The organism is Streptomyces sp. NBC_01750, assembly GCF_035918095.1.
Lineage (GTDB): Bacteria > Actinomycetota > Actinomycetes > Streptomycetales > Streptomycetaceae > Streptomyces.
Window position 1 is genome coordinate 8,651,694 of sequence record NZ_CP109137.1, and the last position, 15,274, is coordinate 8,666,967.

16 protein-coding genes are annotated in these 15,274 nt (G+C 70.3%); 8 read left to right on the top strand and 8 right to left on the bottom strand.

The annotated features are described in order from the left end of the window. Positions 1-162 precede the first annotated feature (162 nt). The 4 genes from OG966_RS38975 (at position 163) to OG966_RS38990 (ending at position 3,202) form a co-directional block, all read left to right on the top strand. Positions 163-573, top strand: coding sequence for a PPOX class F420-dependent oxidoreductase (locus OG966_RS38975; protein ID WP_326654849.1), 411 nt, complete (start codon positions 163-165; stop codon positions 571-573). A gap of 198 nt (positions 574-771) precedes the next feature. Further along, positions 772-1,221 (top strand): RrF2 family transcriptional regulator, encoded by a 450-nt coding sequence (locus OG966_RS38980; protein WP_326654850.1) that lies wholly within the window; start codon positions 772-774, stop codon positions 1,219-1,221. A gap of 95 nt (positions 1,222-1,316) precedes the next feature. Continuing rightward, positions 1,317-2,513: a globin domain-containing protein gene (locus OG966_RS38985; RefSeq protein WP_326654851.1), complete on the top strand. Its 1,197-nt coding sequence runs from the start codon at positions 1,317-1,319 to the stop codon at positions 2,511-2,513. A gap of 488 nt (positions 2,514-3,001) precedes the next feature. Then, the gene (locus OG966_RS38990; RefSeq protein WP_326654852.1) at positions 3,002-3,202 is read left to right on the top strand and encodes a DUF4236 domain-containing protein; all 201 of its coding nucleotides are present in this window, start codon (positions 3,002-3,004) and stop codon (positions 3,200-3,202) included. Positions 3,203-3,209: 7 nt separating this feature from the next. Here the strand turns inward: OG966_RS38990 and OG966_RS38995 are convergent, their stop codons facing one another. Continuing rightward, complete coding sequence (locus OG966_RS38995; RefSeq protein WP_326654853.1) at positions 3,210-3,725, bottom strand: LysR substrate-binding domain-containing protein; 516 nt, start codon at positions 3,723-3,725, stop codon at positions 3,210-3,212. A 290-nt stretch (positions 3,726-4,015) separates the two neighbouring features. Between OG966_RS38995 and OG966_RS39000 the strand changes: the two genes are divergently transcribed. Together OG966_RS39000 and OG966_RS39005 are read left to right on the top strand one after the other, a co-directional pair. Then, complete coding sequence (locus tag OG966_RS39000; protein WP_326654854.1) at positions 4,016-4,348, top strand: putative quinol monooxygenase; 333 nt, start codon at positions 4,016-4,018, stop codon at positions 4,346-4,348. A gap of 240 nt (positions 4,349-4,588) precedes the next feature. Then, complete coding sequence (locus OG966_RS39005) at positions 4,589-5,119, top strand: hypothetical protein (RefSeq protein ID WP_326654855.1); 531 nt, start codon at positions 4,589-4,591, stop codon at positions 5,117-5,119. 199 nt (positions 5,120-5,318) lie between these two features. On the opposite strand, the gene OG966_RS39010 is transcribed toward OG966_RS39005, so the two are convergent. Genes OG966_RS39010 through OG966_RS39035 form a run of 6 tightly spaced genes read right to left on the bottom strand, consistent with a single transcriptional unit; the run spans position 5,319 to position 12,997 of the window. After that, on the bottom strand, positions 5,319-6,728 hold the full coding sequence (locus OG966_RS39010) for a cytochrome P450 (RefSeq protein WP_326654856.1): 1,410 nt from the start codon (positions 6,726-6,728) through the stop codon (positions 5,319-5,321). Continuing rightward, positions 6,725-7,702, bottom strand: a complete 978-nt coding sequence (locus tag OG966_RS39015) for an NAD-dependent epimerase/dehydratase family protein (RefSeq protein WP_326654857.1) — start codon at positions 7,700-7,702, stop codon at positions 6,725-6,727. Before OG966_RS39015 ends, OG966_RS39010 begins: the two co-directional genes overlap by 4 nt. Beyond that, a complete protein-coding gene (locus OG966_RS39020; RefSeq protein WP_326654858.1) occupies positions 7,702-8,598 on the bottom strand; it encodes a hypothetical protein in 897 nt (298 codons plus the stop codon). The genes OG966_RS39015 and OG966_RS39020 overlap by 1 nt, the downstream gene beginning before the upstream one ends. Beyond that, positions 8,595-11,372 carry a PEP/pyruvate-binding domain-containing protein gene (locus tag OG966_RS39025; protein WP_326654859.1) on the bottom strand — a complete coding sequence of 926 codons (2,778 nt, stop codon included), beginning with the start codon at positions 11,370-11,372 and terminating at the stop codon, positions 8,595-8,597. The genes OG966_RS39020 and OG966_RS39025 overlap by 4 nt, the downstream gene beginning before the upstream one ends. Positions 11,373-11,375: 3 nt before the next feature. Next, on the bottom strand, positions 11,376-12,083 hold the full coding sequence (locus OG966_RS39030; protein WP_326654860.1) for a methyltransferase family protein: 708 nt from the start codon (positions 12,081-12,083) through the stop codon (positions 11,376-11,378). Further along, positions 12,080-12,997, bottom strand: coding sequence for an AfsA-related hotdog domain-containing protein (locus tag OG966_RS39035; RefSeq protein ID WP_326654861.1), 918 nt, complete (start codon positions 12,995-12,997; stop codon positions 12,080-12,082). Before OG966_RS39035 ends, OG966_RS39030 begins: the two co-directional genes overlap by 4 nt. Positions 12,998-13,459: 462 nt before the next feature. Here OG966_RS39035 and OG966_RS39040 point away from each other — a divergent pair, with 462 nt between their 5' ends. Further along, positions 13,460-13,744, top strand: coding sequence for a hypothetical protein (locus OG966_RS39040; RefSeq protein ID WP_326654862.1), 285 nt, complete (start codon positions 13,460-13,462; stop codon positions 13,742-13,744). After that, positions 13,741-14,139, top strand: coding sequence for a hypothetical protein (locus OG966_RS39045; protein ID WP_326654863.1), 399 nt, complete (start codon positions 13,741-13,743; stop codon positions 14,137-14,139). Before OG966_RS39040 ends, OG966_RS39045 begins: the two co-directional genes overlap by 4 nt. A 196-nt stretch (positions 14,140-14,335) precedes the next feature. On the opposite strand, the gene OG966_RS39050 is transcribed toward OG966_RS39045, so the two are convergent. Beyond that, complete coding sequence (locus tag OG966_RS39050) at positions 14,336-14,851, bottom strand: GNAT family N-acetyltransferase (RefSeq protein ID WP_326654864.1); 516 nt, start codon at positions 14,849-14,851, stop codon at positions 14,336-14,338. Positions 14,852-15,274 lie beyond the last annotated feature (423 nt).

Sequence of the window (15,274 nt, forward strand, 5' to 3'; positions counted from 1 at the left end):
GTGGGTGTTCGTGGGGCGGCGGTTCCACTGTCGCGCCCTCGGTGCATTGCGCCGGTACGTCGCCCAGCAGCGCCTGCACGGCGATGTGTTGGTCGAACACGTGATTGCTTCACTCGGGTGTGTCAGCGGCCGTGGAACGGCGGTGATCGCTATGCTCGGAAAGTGGCTGAACTTTCCTCAGAGGTACGCGAGTTGCTCACCGGCCGAAACATGGCTCACGTCGCGACGTTGATGCGTGACGGCGCGCCCCACGTCTCGCCGGTGTGGATCGCCGTCGAGGGGGACCGCCTTGCGATCTTCTCCGCGCAGGAGAATCTCAAGCTCAGAAACCTGCGTCGGGACGGTCGGGTGGGAATCTCGGTATGCGACGAACACAACCCGTACCGCAGCGCGGTGATCCGTGGCCGGGTGGCCGTGGAGATCGAGGGCGAGGAAGCGATCGCGATCATGGACCGGATGAGTAATCGCTACATCGGCGGCGACTTCCCCATGCGTAGAGCCATCGTGTCACTCATCGAGCCTGAGCACGTGCTCTTCCAGGACCTCCCCTTCGAGCATCCATCAGAGAACTGAACCGATCCAACGCTGGGCCCTTCTTGCTTCACCCATGCATCGTCGGCTGACATGCCGACGACGCGCACCGGGTTGGTCGCTGCGCGGCCAGGCGCCACGATCGCCGCACTGCATGCCCCTGCATCACCCCTCCACGGTGTGGCGACGGACACGCCACTCAAAGTTGCATTTAAGAATCGCATTATCTAGCGTGACGTTATGCGGTTGACGAAGGCAACGGACCTGGCGCTTCGCGCGGTCATGCGGCTGGCGGTCTCCGGCGCGGAGCTGGGCACCGCTCGGCAGATCGCCGAGGAGATGCGGGTGCCCTACACCCACCTCGCGAAGGTGGTCGCCCAGTTGCAGCACCTCGGTGTGGTCGAGACGCGGCGGGGGCGCGGGGGAGGGCTGACGCTCACCCCGTACGGCCGTACGGTCTCGGTCGGGCACCTGGTCAGGGAGTTCGAGGGGGCCGGCGAGGTCGTCGAGTGCGAGGGTGATGTGCCGTGCCCGCTACGCCAAGCCTGTCGGCTGCGGATGGCCTTGCGGCAGGCTCAAGAGGCGTTCTATGCCTCGCTTGATCCGCTGACCCTTGCGAACCTGGTCGAGTCGCCCACCGGCCCCGTGCTGCTGGGGCTCGTCGGGCGCGGCCCCGGCCTGTCCGGATAGGGCTTCCGCTTCCACGTCCGCCTTGTCCTGCCCCGCAGACGCGGGGTTTTCACACACCCGTAAATGCGAATTTCAAATACCACTTTGGAGCGTACATGCTGTCGCAGAAGTCCGCCGAGACCGTCCGCGCCACCCTGCCCGCGGTCGGCGGAGCCCTTGGCACCATCACCGAGCTGTTCTACAGGAAGCTTTTCGCCGCACACCCCGAGCTCCTGCGCGATCTGTTCAACCGCGGCAACCAGGCTGCCGGTGCCCAGCGGCAGGCTCTGGCCGGTGCCATCGCCGCCTTCGCCACCGTCCTGGTGGAGCAGCCGGACAGCCGCCCGGACGCCCTGCTCAACCGGATCGCTCACAAGCACGCCTCACTCGGCGTCAGCCCCGGGCAGTACCGCATAGTGCACACCCACCTGTTCGCCGCCATCGAGGAGGTCCTCGGCGACGCCGTCACCGAGGAGGTGGCCGCAGCCTGGGACGAGGTCTACTGGTTGATGGCCAACTCCCTGATCGAGATCGAGCGTCGCCTGTACGCGGAGCAGGGCGTGCTGCTCGGAACGGCCTGGCGGCAGTGGGAGGTGGTCGCCCGGGACCAGGAGACCGTGGACGTGGCCACCTTCCGGTTGCGGCCCGCCGACGGCCGCCCCGCCCCGGCCTTCAAGGCCGGCCAGTACGTCTCGGTCCAGGTCGAACTGCCCGACGGAGCACGCCAGATCCGCCAGTACAGCCTGACGAACGGCCCTGGCTCCCCAGAACGCTCCATCACCCTCAAGCGGCTGCACGGCGGCCCCGCCCCGCTCGGCGAAGTCTCCAACCACCTCCACGACCACGTCCACGAAGGCGACCTGATCGCCGTGTCCGCTCCCTACGGTGACGTCGTCCTCGATGACACGGCCGCGCCGATACTGCTCGCCTCGGCCGGCATCGGCTGCACGCCGATGGTCGCCATGCTGGAGGATCTCGTGGACCGCGGGCACCAGGCTCCGGTCATCGCCGTTCACGCCGACCGTTCACCCGCCGACCACGCCCTGCGCGCCGATCAGGAGCGGCTCATCACCAAGCTCGCCGACGGCTCCGCGCACACCTGGTACGAGCAGCCGGAGGGCGACTGGCCTGCCGACCGCACCGGCTTGGTGGACCTGTCCGGCATCGAGCTCCCCGACGGCGTCTGCGCCTACCTCTGCGGGCCGCTGCCGTACATGCGGGAAGTGCGCACCCAACTCCTCGAGCGAGGCGTGCCGGCCTCCGCCATCCACTACGAAATCTTCGGCCCCGACCTGTGGCTGGCCCAGGAGTGACCCAATGCCCGTCGCCCTGCCCCCGGGGCGCAGTGCGCATCTCCCCTCGGAGAGCCGCACAGGACGCCGGGATCGTCCTGGCCCGCCGATCTGACGGTCGGCGGGCCCGTTGATCACGGTCGGCGCGTGTTCGGAGTGGCTGCGCCGCGGCGCTGGTTTCTCGTCCTCCTTGGTGGGTGAGATGCCAAGGGCGTGTTCGCACATCCATTGCTGCACGGTGGTGAGTTTTGTCCCAGCCGACCCGTTGGACTGTACGAACCTCCCCAAGTCCGCGCCCTGGCTGACGACTTCACCCGGCACGAGTGACAGCTGCCCCCGGCCTCGATGTGCTTCCTGGTGAGGTGGAAGCGGACATGAGGGGCGATGTCCTCGAGCTGTGAACCCGAGCAGCTGCCCCGCGGGCAGCGTTGGCGAGACTCCGCCGCGGCACCGAACCGCGTAATGACGGGAAGTCCGGGAAGACGAACGATCAACGAAAGGAGCACACCGTGCCCGTCACCTTCCGTAAGAGCTTCCGGATATTCCCGGGCGTCCGCCTCAACGTCAACCGTAAGTCGGTGTCCATCACGCTCAGCAAGGGCGATGGTGCCAGGCGTACTTACTCGTCTACAGGTCGGCGCACGACCTCAGTGGACCTTCCCGGCCCCTTCGGCTACCGCAAGACAACCGCACGCCGCAGCCGCCACTGACCAACAGTCATGTCGTGGATGGTTCGCACGATGGGGCCGTCGCGGCCGGCGTCTGACGGGCCCGTCCAGAAGGCCCGCCGCACTGGGTCCTCTGCGCCGTCTGGAACCGGAACCATCGGCGGTCGGCGCGATCGTCCAAGTTCAGGCTGTCGCGGTCGGCGGGCGAGTCGTCGGCGCATAGGACCACGCCGACCGGGTCCGACCGCAGCACGCGGGTTCTGATGCCGTTGTCGTCGAACGGTGCCCGGGCCAGGGCCGCGTCGACGAGGCCGGCCCGCGGTCCGGTGGTCGGGTCGGTCGGGTCGGCCTCGCGGATGCGGACACGTGCGGAGGGGTGGGATTGCCGGTAGGCAGCGGCCAGTCGTCTGCCGACCTGCTCGGCGCTGTTGGCGAGGGTGCCGACGGTCTGGGTGGCCGCTGCGGCCACTCGGGCACGCGCCCGGCCGGCCTGCGCCAGCAGTCTGCAGTCGCGCGGCGGCCCTGCCGGCCAGCCGGCGACGGAGCTCAGTGGTGGTGAGCGCAACGCATCAAGCTGGCCACCTGGCTGCAGCGAGCCCGCCGCGGCCACGGCGCTACGAGACCCTGGCTCGGCAGCTGATACTCACCGCCCGGTTCGCGTAGCCCGATGCCCCCCGAACGTGCACGGCCGAGCCTTGGTCAACGACAACTGGTGGTTGACGCCACTCCGGCGATGGGCGACCTCACCCCGGGACGAGTTCGAACGTGGATGATCACATCACGTAATCTGACACGCGTCGCATGAAACCCGGTGTCCACTCCCGAGGCTGTGGACAGTCCAGCGAGAGGAATCCCATGATTTTCATTACGGCTAAGTTCAAGGTCCGCCCTGAGTACGCCGACCGGTGGCCTGAGATCGTCGCCGACTTCACCGCCGGTTCGCGCGGTGAGCCGGGCTGCCTGTGGTTCGAATGGTCGCGGAGCATTGAGGACCCCACGGAGTACGTGCTGGTCGAGGCCTTCCGGGACGACGATGCCGGCGCTTCGCACGTGCAGTCCGAGCACTTCAGGAGCGCGCAGCGGACTCTGCCGAGCCACCTGGCCGAGACACCCCGGATCGTGAACGCAAAGATCCCGCAAGACGACTGGTCGCTGCTGGGTGAGATGGCTGTCGCGGGCATGGAATAGCTCCGCACGGCCCCTCTTCTTCTTGAGGGTGCAGCGTTCAAGGGCCTGATGGATGGTCAGGGATGTGATCGATCGAGGGTCAATGTGCGAACGTTTCGAGCACCGTCGAAAGGCTGTGCCGTGACCTCCAGGGTGGTTCAGCATGGGATGGACCGGACGGGAGCGGCCGAGTTCAGCTGCTCGCCCAGACCGTGCAAGCAGGCGTGGCCGCCGTCGGCGGCTGTTGACCAGGGGGAATCGATGAAGATCACCCAACGTAAACTCTCAGTCGCATTAGCCGCCTTGGGAACGGCGTCCCTGCTCACGCTCGGGATGGGCGCCGCCACGGCCGCATCCGGCCAGACGGCCGGCGCGCGCCCGGGCACCGCCCAGTCCGCCGGCTCCGGTCATCTGATGACCGGTGCCTCCGCCCTCGCGGTCAGCGGCAGTGGTGGTGCCGGCACGGCCGCGGCGTGGACCGCCACTGACTCGTACTACGGGTGCCCGGCCGGGGCGGCCTGCCTCTACGCCCAGGACGCGAGCAAGGGTTGGGACGGACTCGACCCCAGCAGGATTACGGACATCTACTGGAGCTACGGGGCCCACAACCTGAGCAACAAATTCGGTCTCCACTGGTTGGTGAACAACCAGACTCCGAGTTCGTCGCTCAACGCGTGGGTTGAGACGTGCACCGGGTACAACGGCGTAGGGTGCACCAAGCAAATATTGCCGCGAATGGGCATTCAGCTCGATTTCACACCGATCAACTCCATCGTTCTCGACCGGACGTGAGACCGCGTCGCCAGGGGTGTTTGCGAGGGCCTCGAACCGTCCGGGGTGCCCTCGGCGAATTCGGGACCCTGATCACTTCGCCCCGCCCGGTGTTGTCACGGGTGGGGCGAAGTGCTGCCCGGGCGGGAGGCGGGTGCGCCGCCCCCGGACCGCACACGCGACGGCATCTGGCGGCGCAAAGAGGCGCCGGCTGACGTTGTCAGGCCGTGATCGGGTTCCAGTCGCCTTCCCGCGCATACGGATGCTCGCGTGGGAGGCAGCGCATGGGCAAGGCGGTGGGGTGGACGACCGCGCCGCGGGCGAGTTCGCGGACACGGGGGCCGCCCTCGGCCGGGTGGAGGCGCCAGCGGGCGGCGATGGTGGCGACCTGGATCACGGCCTGGGTGAGGGCGAAGACATTGCCCGGGCACTGGCGGCTGCCCGCGCCGAAGGGGATGGACGCGCACTTGGGCAGCTTCGCGGCGCGTTCGGGGAGCCACCGGTCCGGGTCGAAGGCGAGCGGGTCGGGGTACAACTCCGGCTGGTGATGCAGGACGTACGGGCTGAACAGCACGGTGGCGCCGGCCGGTATGCACACGTCGCCGAGGAGGACCTCGCCCGGGGAGAGCCGCAGGATGATCCAGGGCGCATACCGGCGCAGCGCCTCCTGGACCACCCGCACGGCGTAGGGGAGGCGCGGGATGTCCTCGAAGACCGCCGGGCGTCCGGAGAGGACCTTGTCGGTCTCCTGGTGGAGGCGGTGTTCGACGGCGGGGTTGCGGGCCAGTTCGTGGAAGGTCCAGGCGAGGGTGGCGCCGGTGGTCTCGGTTCCCGCGACCAGCATGTTGACCAGCTGGTCGTGGATCTGGTCGTCGGTCAGCCGCGCTCCGGTCGCCTCGTCCTCGGCGAGCAGCAGGACGGACAGCAGGTCGCCGTGATCGGTGCCGTCGGCGCGGGCGGCGTCCACCACGTGGCGGGTGGCCGAGCGCAGCCGTCGTACGGCCCGGTCGAAGCGGCGGTTGGCGGGGGTGGGCAGCCGCAGGAGGGCGTCGGGAAGCATGGCACGGCGGGGGATCTCGTCCAGGATCAGCGGCAGTGAGCGCTGCACTTCGGTGATGGCGTCCGCGCCCAGATCGGAGGAGAAAAGGGCCCTGGCGACGGTGGTGAGGGCGAGTTCGTTCATCTCCTCATCGATACGCAGGGTCCGGCCGGGCTGCCAGGCGGCCGTGCGTTCGGCGGCGACGGCGGTCATGGTGGCCGCGTAGCGTGCGATCCGGACTTTGTGGAAGGCGGGCTGCATCAGGCGGCGCAGCCTGCGGTGCTCGGCACCGTCGGCGGTGCCGACCCCGGAACCGAGCAGTGGGCGCACCTTCTCGATCATCACCCCCTGGTCGAAGCGGCCTGCCTCGCCGACGAGCACGCTGCGGACCAGGTCCGCGTCGTTGATGACGTAGGCGGGCAGACCGCCGAGGCGGATGCGTACCACCGGGCCGGTGGCGGGCAGGGAGCAGAGGAAGTCCAGGGGGCGGCGCAGCAGCGCCGGACCGTGTCCGAGCAGGGGCAGCGCCCCCGGGGCCGCGGGGGCGCGGCGGGCGGTGGCGGTCTCGGTGGTGGTGGCGGTGGGGGTCACGGCGTCTCGGATTCCGACGGGCCGGCGGCCGCGGCCCCCGGCGGGGCGAGAGGGGCGAGATGGGCTCGGTACCAGGGCGCGGCGGCGGCGAAACGGGCGGCGAAGCCGCCGGGGGTATGGCCGGTGCGCCGCCAGACGCCGCTGCTGTCGTAGTGGTGGTCCTGGCCGAACAAGGAGAGGTGGCGCAGCTCGCGGGGCCGGCCTGTGAGGAGTTGACGGGCCTGGGCATAGCTGATGTCGGCCTGGGGGCCGGGGACGCCGAGGTGTTGGGTGAGGGCCGCCGCGAGGTCCCGTACCGCGACCGGCTCGGGGTGGTTGACGTGGAAGACCTCGCCGCCGGGCACGGGCGCCCAGTCGGCGCGGGCCAGCGCGGCGATCGCCGACGCCAGGTCCTCGACCGCGACCAGGGAGAGCCGGGCGCGACCGCCGTCGACGGAGACCGGAAGCGCGGTCAGGGTGCGGGCGAGCTGCGGGATCAGCCAGCGGTCGCCAGGCCCGTACACGAACATCGGCCGCAGCACGACGCCTCGGGCCGCGCGGACCGCGCTCTCCCCGGAGAGCCGTGTCCGGCTCACGGCGGAGACCGGGGCCGGTACGAGGTCGTTCTCGGCGGCGCCGCGGTGCGGGCCTTCGCCGTAGACGGCGGCGGTGCTGAGGTGGACGATCCGCCGAACCCCGGCGCGGCGCGCCTCGGCGATCAGCGCGACGGTGCCCCGGTCGTTGACCAGTTCACAGGCTTGGGGGTCGTCCTCGTCCACGGTGCAGGCGAGGTGGACCAGGGTGTCCACACCTTCGCAGAGTCCGCGCAGTGTGTCCGGGCGGGTGAGGTCGCCGGGGACGAGACGGGCGCCGCTGTCCTCTTCCGGTGGCCTGCGGTGGACCAGAAGCCGCAACTCCGCCGAGTCACCGCGCAGTTGACGGTGGACGGCGCTGCCGACGAAGCCGGCGGCACCGGTGATCAGCACGGTCGTCATCAGATACCTCCGGGCTCGGCGGCCTGGATCAGCAGCGCCGAGGTGAGCAATGCGAGCAGGAAGCCGACCACGAAGACCATCGCGGCGGGCACCGGCCAGGAAGGGGCACGGCGGCGCAGGAAGCGCAGCGCCGCGGCGCCGGGGAAGGCCAGCAGGACGCACGGCAGCAGCGCCCGGGGGTCGCGCAGCAGCGCCGCGGCCAGCACGGCGGCGAGGACGGCCCAGCCCAGCGCCACCAGGGCGCTGGGCACCGGGCCGATCACGCCGGAGTACATCCGGGAGCCGGGTTCGTTGTGCCAGCGGGTCTTGCGGGCGAACTCGAAGTGCAGGAAGACGCAGGCGAAGACGAGCAGGAGCGGCAACGCCGTCCAACGGGCAGGGACAGGGGTGGAGTCGGTGAGGGAGAGGTACACGTACGCGCTCAGCAGCAGCTGCACGGGGTGGGTGACGGCGAGGTTGAGCAGGAGGCCGTCCCTGACCCGGGCCGACCGCCGTTCCACCACCACCAGCAGCCAGGCGTAGCCGAGGCCGACGGCGAGCGGGATGAGGGAGAGCGGGGACAGCGGCGCGTTGAGCGCGAGGAGCAGTACGGCCACCCCGGCCATGGCGCCGCGCAGTTGGGCAACGGTGACCGTGCCCCGCACCAGGGGGCGGTCCGGGTTGTGTTCCCGGTCGTAGTCGAGGTCTTTCTGCTCGTCCACGACCCGCAGGTAGAACAGCACCAGTACGGCCGAAGCGCAGCGTACGGCGGTGCCGGCGCCGGGGTGCCAGGGCGTGTGGGTGGTGGCCGCGGCGGCGGCCTCCAAGGACAGCACCCACAAGGTGGCGTAGGTGACGTACACATGGGGCGTGAACACCTGCATGGTGAACCGGGCGAGAGAGACTGCCGTCCTCATCGGCTCGCCTCCCCGCCGTGGTCCGGGGCCGCCGCAGGGGGAGGCGGCGCCAGGATCTTGATGCGGCCGGTGGAACCGTCCATCTCGATCAGGGCGCCGTCGGGGATGGCGGTCGTGGCGCCGGCGACGGCGACCACCGTGGGGATGTTGAACTTGCGGCCGGTGATGGCGGTGTGCGAGAGCAGGGTGCCGCGTTCCACGATCAGGCCGTTCGCCCCCAGCATCAGGAAGAGCCAGCCAGGGTCGGTCTCCCGGGCAACCAGGATCAGGTCCTCGCAGGGTTCGACGGGCCGGTGCGGGTCGAGCACCACCCGCGCGGTGCCGCGGACCACTCCGCCGCTGGAGCCCAGGCCGGAGAGTTCTCCGTCGCCGTGCCTTTCGTGCTGCGGCCCCGTGGCCGGGCCGTCGGGGAGCTGGTCGCGTACCGGGCCGAGGGTGCTGAAGCCGATCGGGAGGTCCGGCCCGGGCCGTTGGTACTCCCCCCGGCGCGCGTCGGCGAGGGCCTGGAGGCTACCGCTGACCCCGCTGCCGTCGTACCAGCCGAAGAGCTCGTCCTGGGTGAGGTGGACGGCGTCGACGGGGGCGCGCAACACGCCGCGCGCGTGGAGGTCCTCACCCAGCGAGACAAAGATGGCCTTGCTGTAGCCGAACAGTTCGCTGCGGAAGTAGCGGGAGTTCTCCCGGTGGCCGATGCTGCGCCGCAGTGCGGCCAGCAGCGTGCGCAGCAGCCGCAGCCTTGGCGAGCGGGCGCCGAGCGCTGCCGTCAGACGCTCCTCGGCGGCGGCGCGCACCTGGAGTTCGGTCGCGCGCAGTGTGGGCCCGTCGAGGGTGGTGGCGGCGTACTCGCCGGCCATCCGCAGCAGCACCCAGGGGGTCTGCCGCAGATTGGGCTGCTCCATCTTGAGTTCCTGCAGGCCGCGGTCGCCGTACCGGTCGAGGTGTTCCAGTGCCGCCGCCCGGAAGGCCTCTCCGTAAACGCCGTCCCGTACGGCCTCCCAGAGGGCCGGGCCCGGATCCGGGTCAGCGCGGAGCGCGGCGGACAGCCGGGGGTCGCTACGGATGGCGTGGGCCAGGCGCAGCACCGACATCACCGCCTCGCTGCTGCGGTTGGACTCGTCCCCACAGAGCAAGTCGCTGAGCAGGCCGGGGCCTTCATGGGGCACCCATCGTTCCAGCAGCTTCCCGGTGATGCCCGCAGTGGTACTGAGCACGGAGTCGTTGATCAGGGTGACGCCCCAGTGGTTGCCGACCTGCCGCCACACCTCGCGGTGGTCCTGTATGCGCGCCAGCGGATCGAGCGCGGACCAGTCGGCGCCCCGGCGGTCGGCGATCAGTGCTTCCCACCAGATCTCGAAGGCGGCCATGGCCCTGCCATGACCGGCGATCAGCCGTACCACCCCGGCCATCGACCGGGCCAGCCGCGCGGGGGAGGGACGCGGTGCCGCCTTGGGCCCGCTGCCCTCGGCCAGGCCCATCATCGACTCCCAGGAGGCCCGGAAGTACGGGAAGACGGCGAGCTGTCCGTGCAGGCGGTACCAGGAATCCAGGTCGTAGTGGATCCGGTTGCGGTGCAGCCCGATCATGCGCTCCAGGTACGGGTCGTTGTCGTGGAGGGTGCGGGCGGGCACGCCCAGCCTCCGGTAGAGGTCGTAGAAGATCGACCGGTAGAACTTCTGCGCGAAGGAGTAGGTCAGCGCGGTGGTGGCGCCGGGGAAACTCTCGGTGATGTTGGCGTGGCTCCACAGCCGGCGCAGGGTCAGATCCAGCGCCACCGGGCGGGACTGCACCAGGTGCACCTGGCCATCGGCGGTGATCGCGCCCTCGATGTCCTGCGGCTGCCCGCCGAAGAGTTTCTGTACGGTGCGGCCCAGTCCGGCCAGTTCGCTCAGCTGCTGGTCCTCGAGTACGGGGGCGTCGCGCAGTTCCGGCGGTACGGGCTGCGGTACGGGTCCGGCGTCGGGGCGCTGCGGATCGGGGGCGAGGCGTTCGGGTTTGGCGGCGATGACGCGTTCCACCCGCTGCTCCGGACCGCGCAGGAAGTAGTGATCGACGCCGACCTTCTCCTGCACCACGCCCTCGCCCAGGCCGAGGCCGGCCGCGATCACGGTGTCGGCGGCTCCGGTCCTGGGGTCGCAGGTGAACATCACGAAGGAGCGTTCCGCGGGCACCATCTGCTGGATGCCGACGGCGACATCGATGCCGTCGGCGCCGTCGATGCCGTCGGCGTCCAGTGGCAGGCCGCGGGCGTGCCGGTAGAGCAGGGCCTCGGCGTTGTGTCCCGAGGCCCAGCAGGCCCGGACCCGGTCCGTCACGGAAGCGCGGCGCACCTGGAGGAAGCTGTCGCTGAGTCCGGCGAAGGGGTCCTGGGCGGAGTCCTCGCCGTGGGCGCCCGCGGTGCAGGCGCGTACGGCGGCCGGCGCGTCGGGGCCGATCACCTTGTCGAAGGCGGCGAGCATCCCCTGCTCCAGGTCCTCCGGCAGGGGTACGGCGGCGTACAGTTCGCGGATCCGCCCGGCGGCGGCTCGTAACGAATCGGGCTCGGTGAAGTCCGCCGACCGCAGCAGGGCGTCGATCTGCGGGCGCAGCGGTTCGGTGACGCGGCGGTGCCAGTCCACCGACAGGACGAAGAAGGCGGGAACGGTCAGTCCGGCCTCACGCATCCGCGCGAGCCGGGCGAATTTGTGCCCGGAGTTCTCCGGGGTCATCCGCGCCTCGGCCAGCAGCGGCACGAGGGCCCCGGCGGGGTGACGGGTACGGTTTCGGGTGGTGGTCACGGGTCACCACACCGCCGGGATCAGCCGCTTGCGGTGCTGCGCGTAGTCGGCGTATCCCCGCAGGTCCATCAGGGTCTGTTCCTCGGCGCGGATGCGGAGCACCACGGCGGGAACGAGCAGAGCCAGCAGGGCGGCCACGCTCAGCGGATTGGCGAAGACACCGACGAAGCCGGCGTGCGCCAGCACCATGCCGCCGTACGCGGGGTGGCGCACCATCCGGTACGGGCCGCTGCGGACCACCTGGTGATCGCCGAGGGTGCGCACCTTGTGCGAGTAGAAACGGCCCAGTTGGCGGATCGCGGCCAGGCGGAGCGCGGCCCCGCAGACGAAGACGGCGGCCGACAGCCACTGGACCGGACCCCAACTGTGCCACCAGGGGCCCACGAACAGAGCGGTGCCGACGACAACACCCCGGGCGGTTCCGTACCACTGCATGGTGCCGCGGTCGTCGCCACCGCTGTCGTGCGGGGCGGCGCGAAAGGTGATCCGCAGTTCCAGGAGGGTCCACAGCAGATAGAGGCCGATCAGCACGGCGTGGGCGCGGTGCAAGGAGTCGGACCATTGGCCGCACTCGCGGATCAGAGCCCAGCCCAGGGCGATCAGTCCGGCGGTGAACAGGGCGGGCGGGAAGAGACTCTCCAGGCCGGTGCGGGCGGTGCGGGCGGTGCGGGCGGTGCGGTCGGTGCGGTCGGTGTGGTCGGGGTGGCTCATCGTGCGTCGCCCCCTGTCGTGCCGCGCAGCCTGCGGTACGCGGCTGGGGAGAGCGCGTATCCGCTGAAGCCGGCCTCCCCGACCTCCCGGCCGCTTGCGCTGAACCTGACGCGGACGTCGCCCCCGTGAACCGAGGGCAACGTGTCGGCCCACAGCCGCACCGGCTCGGCGCGCCGTACGGCGCGGGCGGTGGAGGCCTTCATCGAGGCGACGACATAGCGGCGGTCGAACGCCACCTGGCGCGCTTCATGGCCCAGCAGGGTCACGAACTGCCGTGCCCCCTCGACCAGTTCGGTCAGCGAACGTAACTCCGCGCCGCGGTCCTGACGCCCGCGCAGGTGGTGGCCGAGGGGCGGGGAGAGCAGGTCGGCGCTGAATCCGCCGGGACCGTGGTCGCGGTAGCTCGCGAGCAGGACGTTCTCGGGGCGGTGCCGGTGGACCAGTTCTTGGGCGACCATGGCGGCCCGGCGGGGCGCGTCGTCCTCCGCGGCCCGCGGCGCGGGGAGCACCGGGGTGCGCGGGGGCTGCGCCTGTTCGGCGTAGACCCTGCCGTCACACACCGTACGGCCCCGCTGGCGGCCGCTGACCCGCCAACCTCCGGGGGTTCCGGGCAGGGCGCGCGCGGTGAATTCCACCGGCAGGTCCTTCTCGGCGAAGCTGCCGAAATCCAGCTCCATGGTGCGGGTCCGCCAGGTGGGACGGGGGCCGACCGTCGTGGCGGCAGTGGTGGTGGCGATGTGTTCGACCAGTTCGGTCACCCCCTCGATGAGTAACCCCGCCGGCAAGTGGTCGAGCGGATGGTCGAAGAAGAAGGGGTGCTCATCAAGGGTTCGCAGACGGGCGGTCCAGGTCTCCGTGGCGACTAAGCCACGATGGCTGACGCGCTTGCCCGGCGGCGCTTGTATCACTGACATCGGACAACAACTCCGTTGTTTGGCCCGGCGATTCGAGACGCTCGGGCGATTTCCCTCCATCGGACCAGGTATGTATTGCGCGCTGGATACAACGCTACTACCCGCCAGTAATATCTAGCGGAAGGCGGCCCGGCGGGAACGGATTCCAGTCATGATCCAATTGCGGCGTACGTGGGCCCGCCGATGGCCCGCTGCGTCGACGTGCGGTAGCGCGCGGGTCGTGCGTGGGAAGCCGGGCGGGGCATCCGGAAAGAGCCACGCGGCCCCGGCCGCCAGGGCGCGGGTCTCTGGCGTCCCCGCCCATGGGCGCCGGGGGCGTATCGGTTCCAGGCGGCCCCGGCTTGGGTCGCCGGCCCGGTGACCGTGAGGCCATCGAAACCGAGTGCATCGGCCACAACCGGGACGGGCGCAAGCCGCGGTGGACGCCGGACCCCTGTGCTGTAAATGTCCTATAGTGATTCTATGGCTTCGACGACGATTCAGGTACCGCGTGAGACGCGTGATCATCTTGCCGAGCTGGCGAGGGAGCGCGGTGTGAGTATCGGGCAGCTGGTGGAGGCGTTGGCGGCGGAGCAGCCGACAGAGGCGCAGCGCGCGGAGCGCCTCGCCGCGGACCGTGAGGCGGTGCGCCAACTGCTGGGTATCGCCATCAGTGACGCCGAGTTCGACCAGGCCCCCGATGTCTTGGGCAATCTCTACAGGATTGCCGCGGACAAGGCGCGCACGGCCCGGGATTCTGCTGCGTGATCATCCTCGACACCAGCGCCGTGGCCGCTCTCGCCGGCGGCCACAAGGCCCTCGGCCTCCTGGCCGGCAACATGGCCCGAACGCCGGGGGAGCAGTTGCGCATCCCGGCCCTGTGCCTGGCCCAGGCCGAAGCGGACGACGACGGCGCCGCGCGCCGGGTCCTCGCATTCTCCTCGGTGACGGTCGACCCGCTGGACATGGTGGCCGCGGTCAGCGTCGGCACCATGATCCGCGACGGCTACGGCGGCCCCGACACGTGCCACGCCCTGTACTGCGCCTTGCCGCGCCCGGAGTTCACCGGCATGTCGATCCTCCTGACCGGCCACGAGGACGCCTACCCGCCTGGTGTGGTCACCGTCGACATCGACTCACCCGGCATGCTCGGCTTCCACTGACACCGGTGCTCGCGCGCGGGGATGTTCACGTGACGTCGTAGTAGTACGAGCGGGCCGCGGGGCCTGCTCCACTTCCTCTGGCCCGAGGCCGGCATCGCCACGGAGGCCGCCGCCCGTACGGCGGCGCAATTGTTGCCGAGTCGGCCACCGAGGCAGCCCGGGTGGAGGTCGACTCGAACCGGTGCCCGAGGGGCCGCTACAGCGAGATGTGGATGTCCACGACGGGCCCTGTCGCACGGGTTGGCGGCGCATCCAGACTCTCCAGGACGTGGAGCATCGGTGCGTTGACCGCGGCGACCGACGCGGTCAGGGTGTGGTGGCCGGCCCGGCGGGCCACATCGGCCGCGTGCGAGGCCAGCGCCGTGCCCAGTCCCTTGGACTGCCATGCGTCCTCGATCAGCACGGCGAGTTCGCCGACCCCTTGCTGAGCCGTGCGCATGACGTTGGTCATGGCGATGATGCGGTCCGTGTGCTGGGTGGTGGTGGTGACCAGGGTGGTGCCGCGCTCCGGGTCGGACAGCAGCCGCCATCCGGCCCGAGACAGCTCGAGTTTCCCCGCGTGATAGCGCAGGGCGCGGCTGCCCAGCGAGCAACGGTGGTGCAGCGCCTGGATGGGGTCGAGGTCAGCGTCGGTCAGCTCCCGGGTCCGGGTGGCAGTGCCATCGGTAAGTGTTATCGGGTGTGCGCTACTTCGAGGCCCAGCGTCGGGCATGTGGTGGTCTCCTCAGATTTCGGGCCTGGCTGATGTACGCGAGCCCCGCCCGGGGCGCGTGTCATCCGTCTCTGCCGCAGGAGAAAGTCTTTGCCGCTCCCCGGCCCGGCTCAAGGAGGCTTCAGGCCATATCTGTCACGTTGTGCGCATTCTTGGTCACGGAACGGAGTTGAGCGGAGTGCCCGGACCGCCTGATACCGCTTCTCATTGGCGGAGTACTCGAACACAGGCCGGTCGAGGAGCCGGTTCACCGTGTGACGGGCTCGCGGGGCGCGTCGAGGCCGCGCCGCAACATCCGGCAGATCAACGACTTGAGCGGACCCATCGCGTCCGGTATGCGGCCCCGCTTCCGCCGCTCGGTCGCGCCGAGGTCAACTCTCGCCGAAAAGGCACCTTGCACGGCAGTTGTGGCTCATTCCGCTT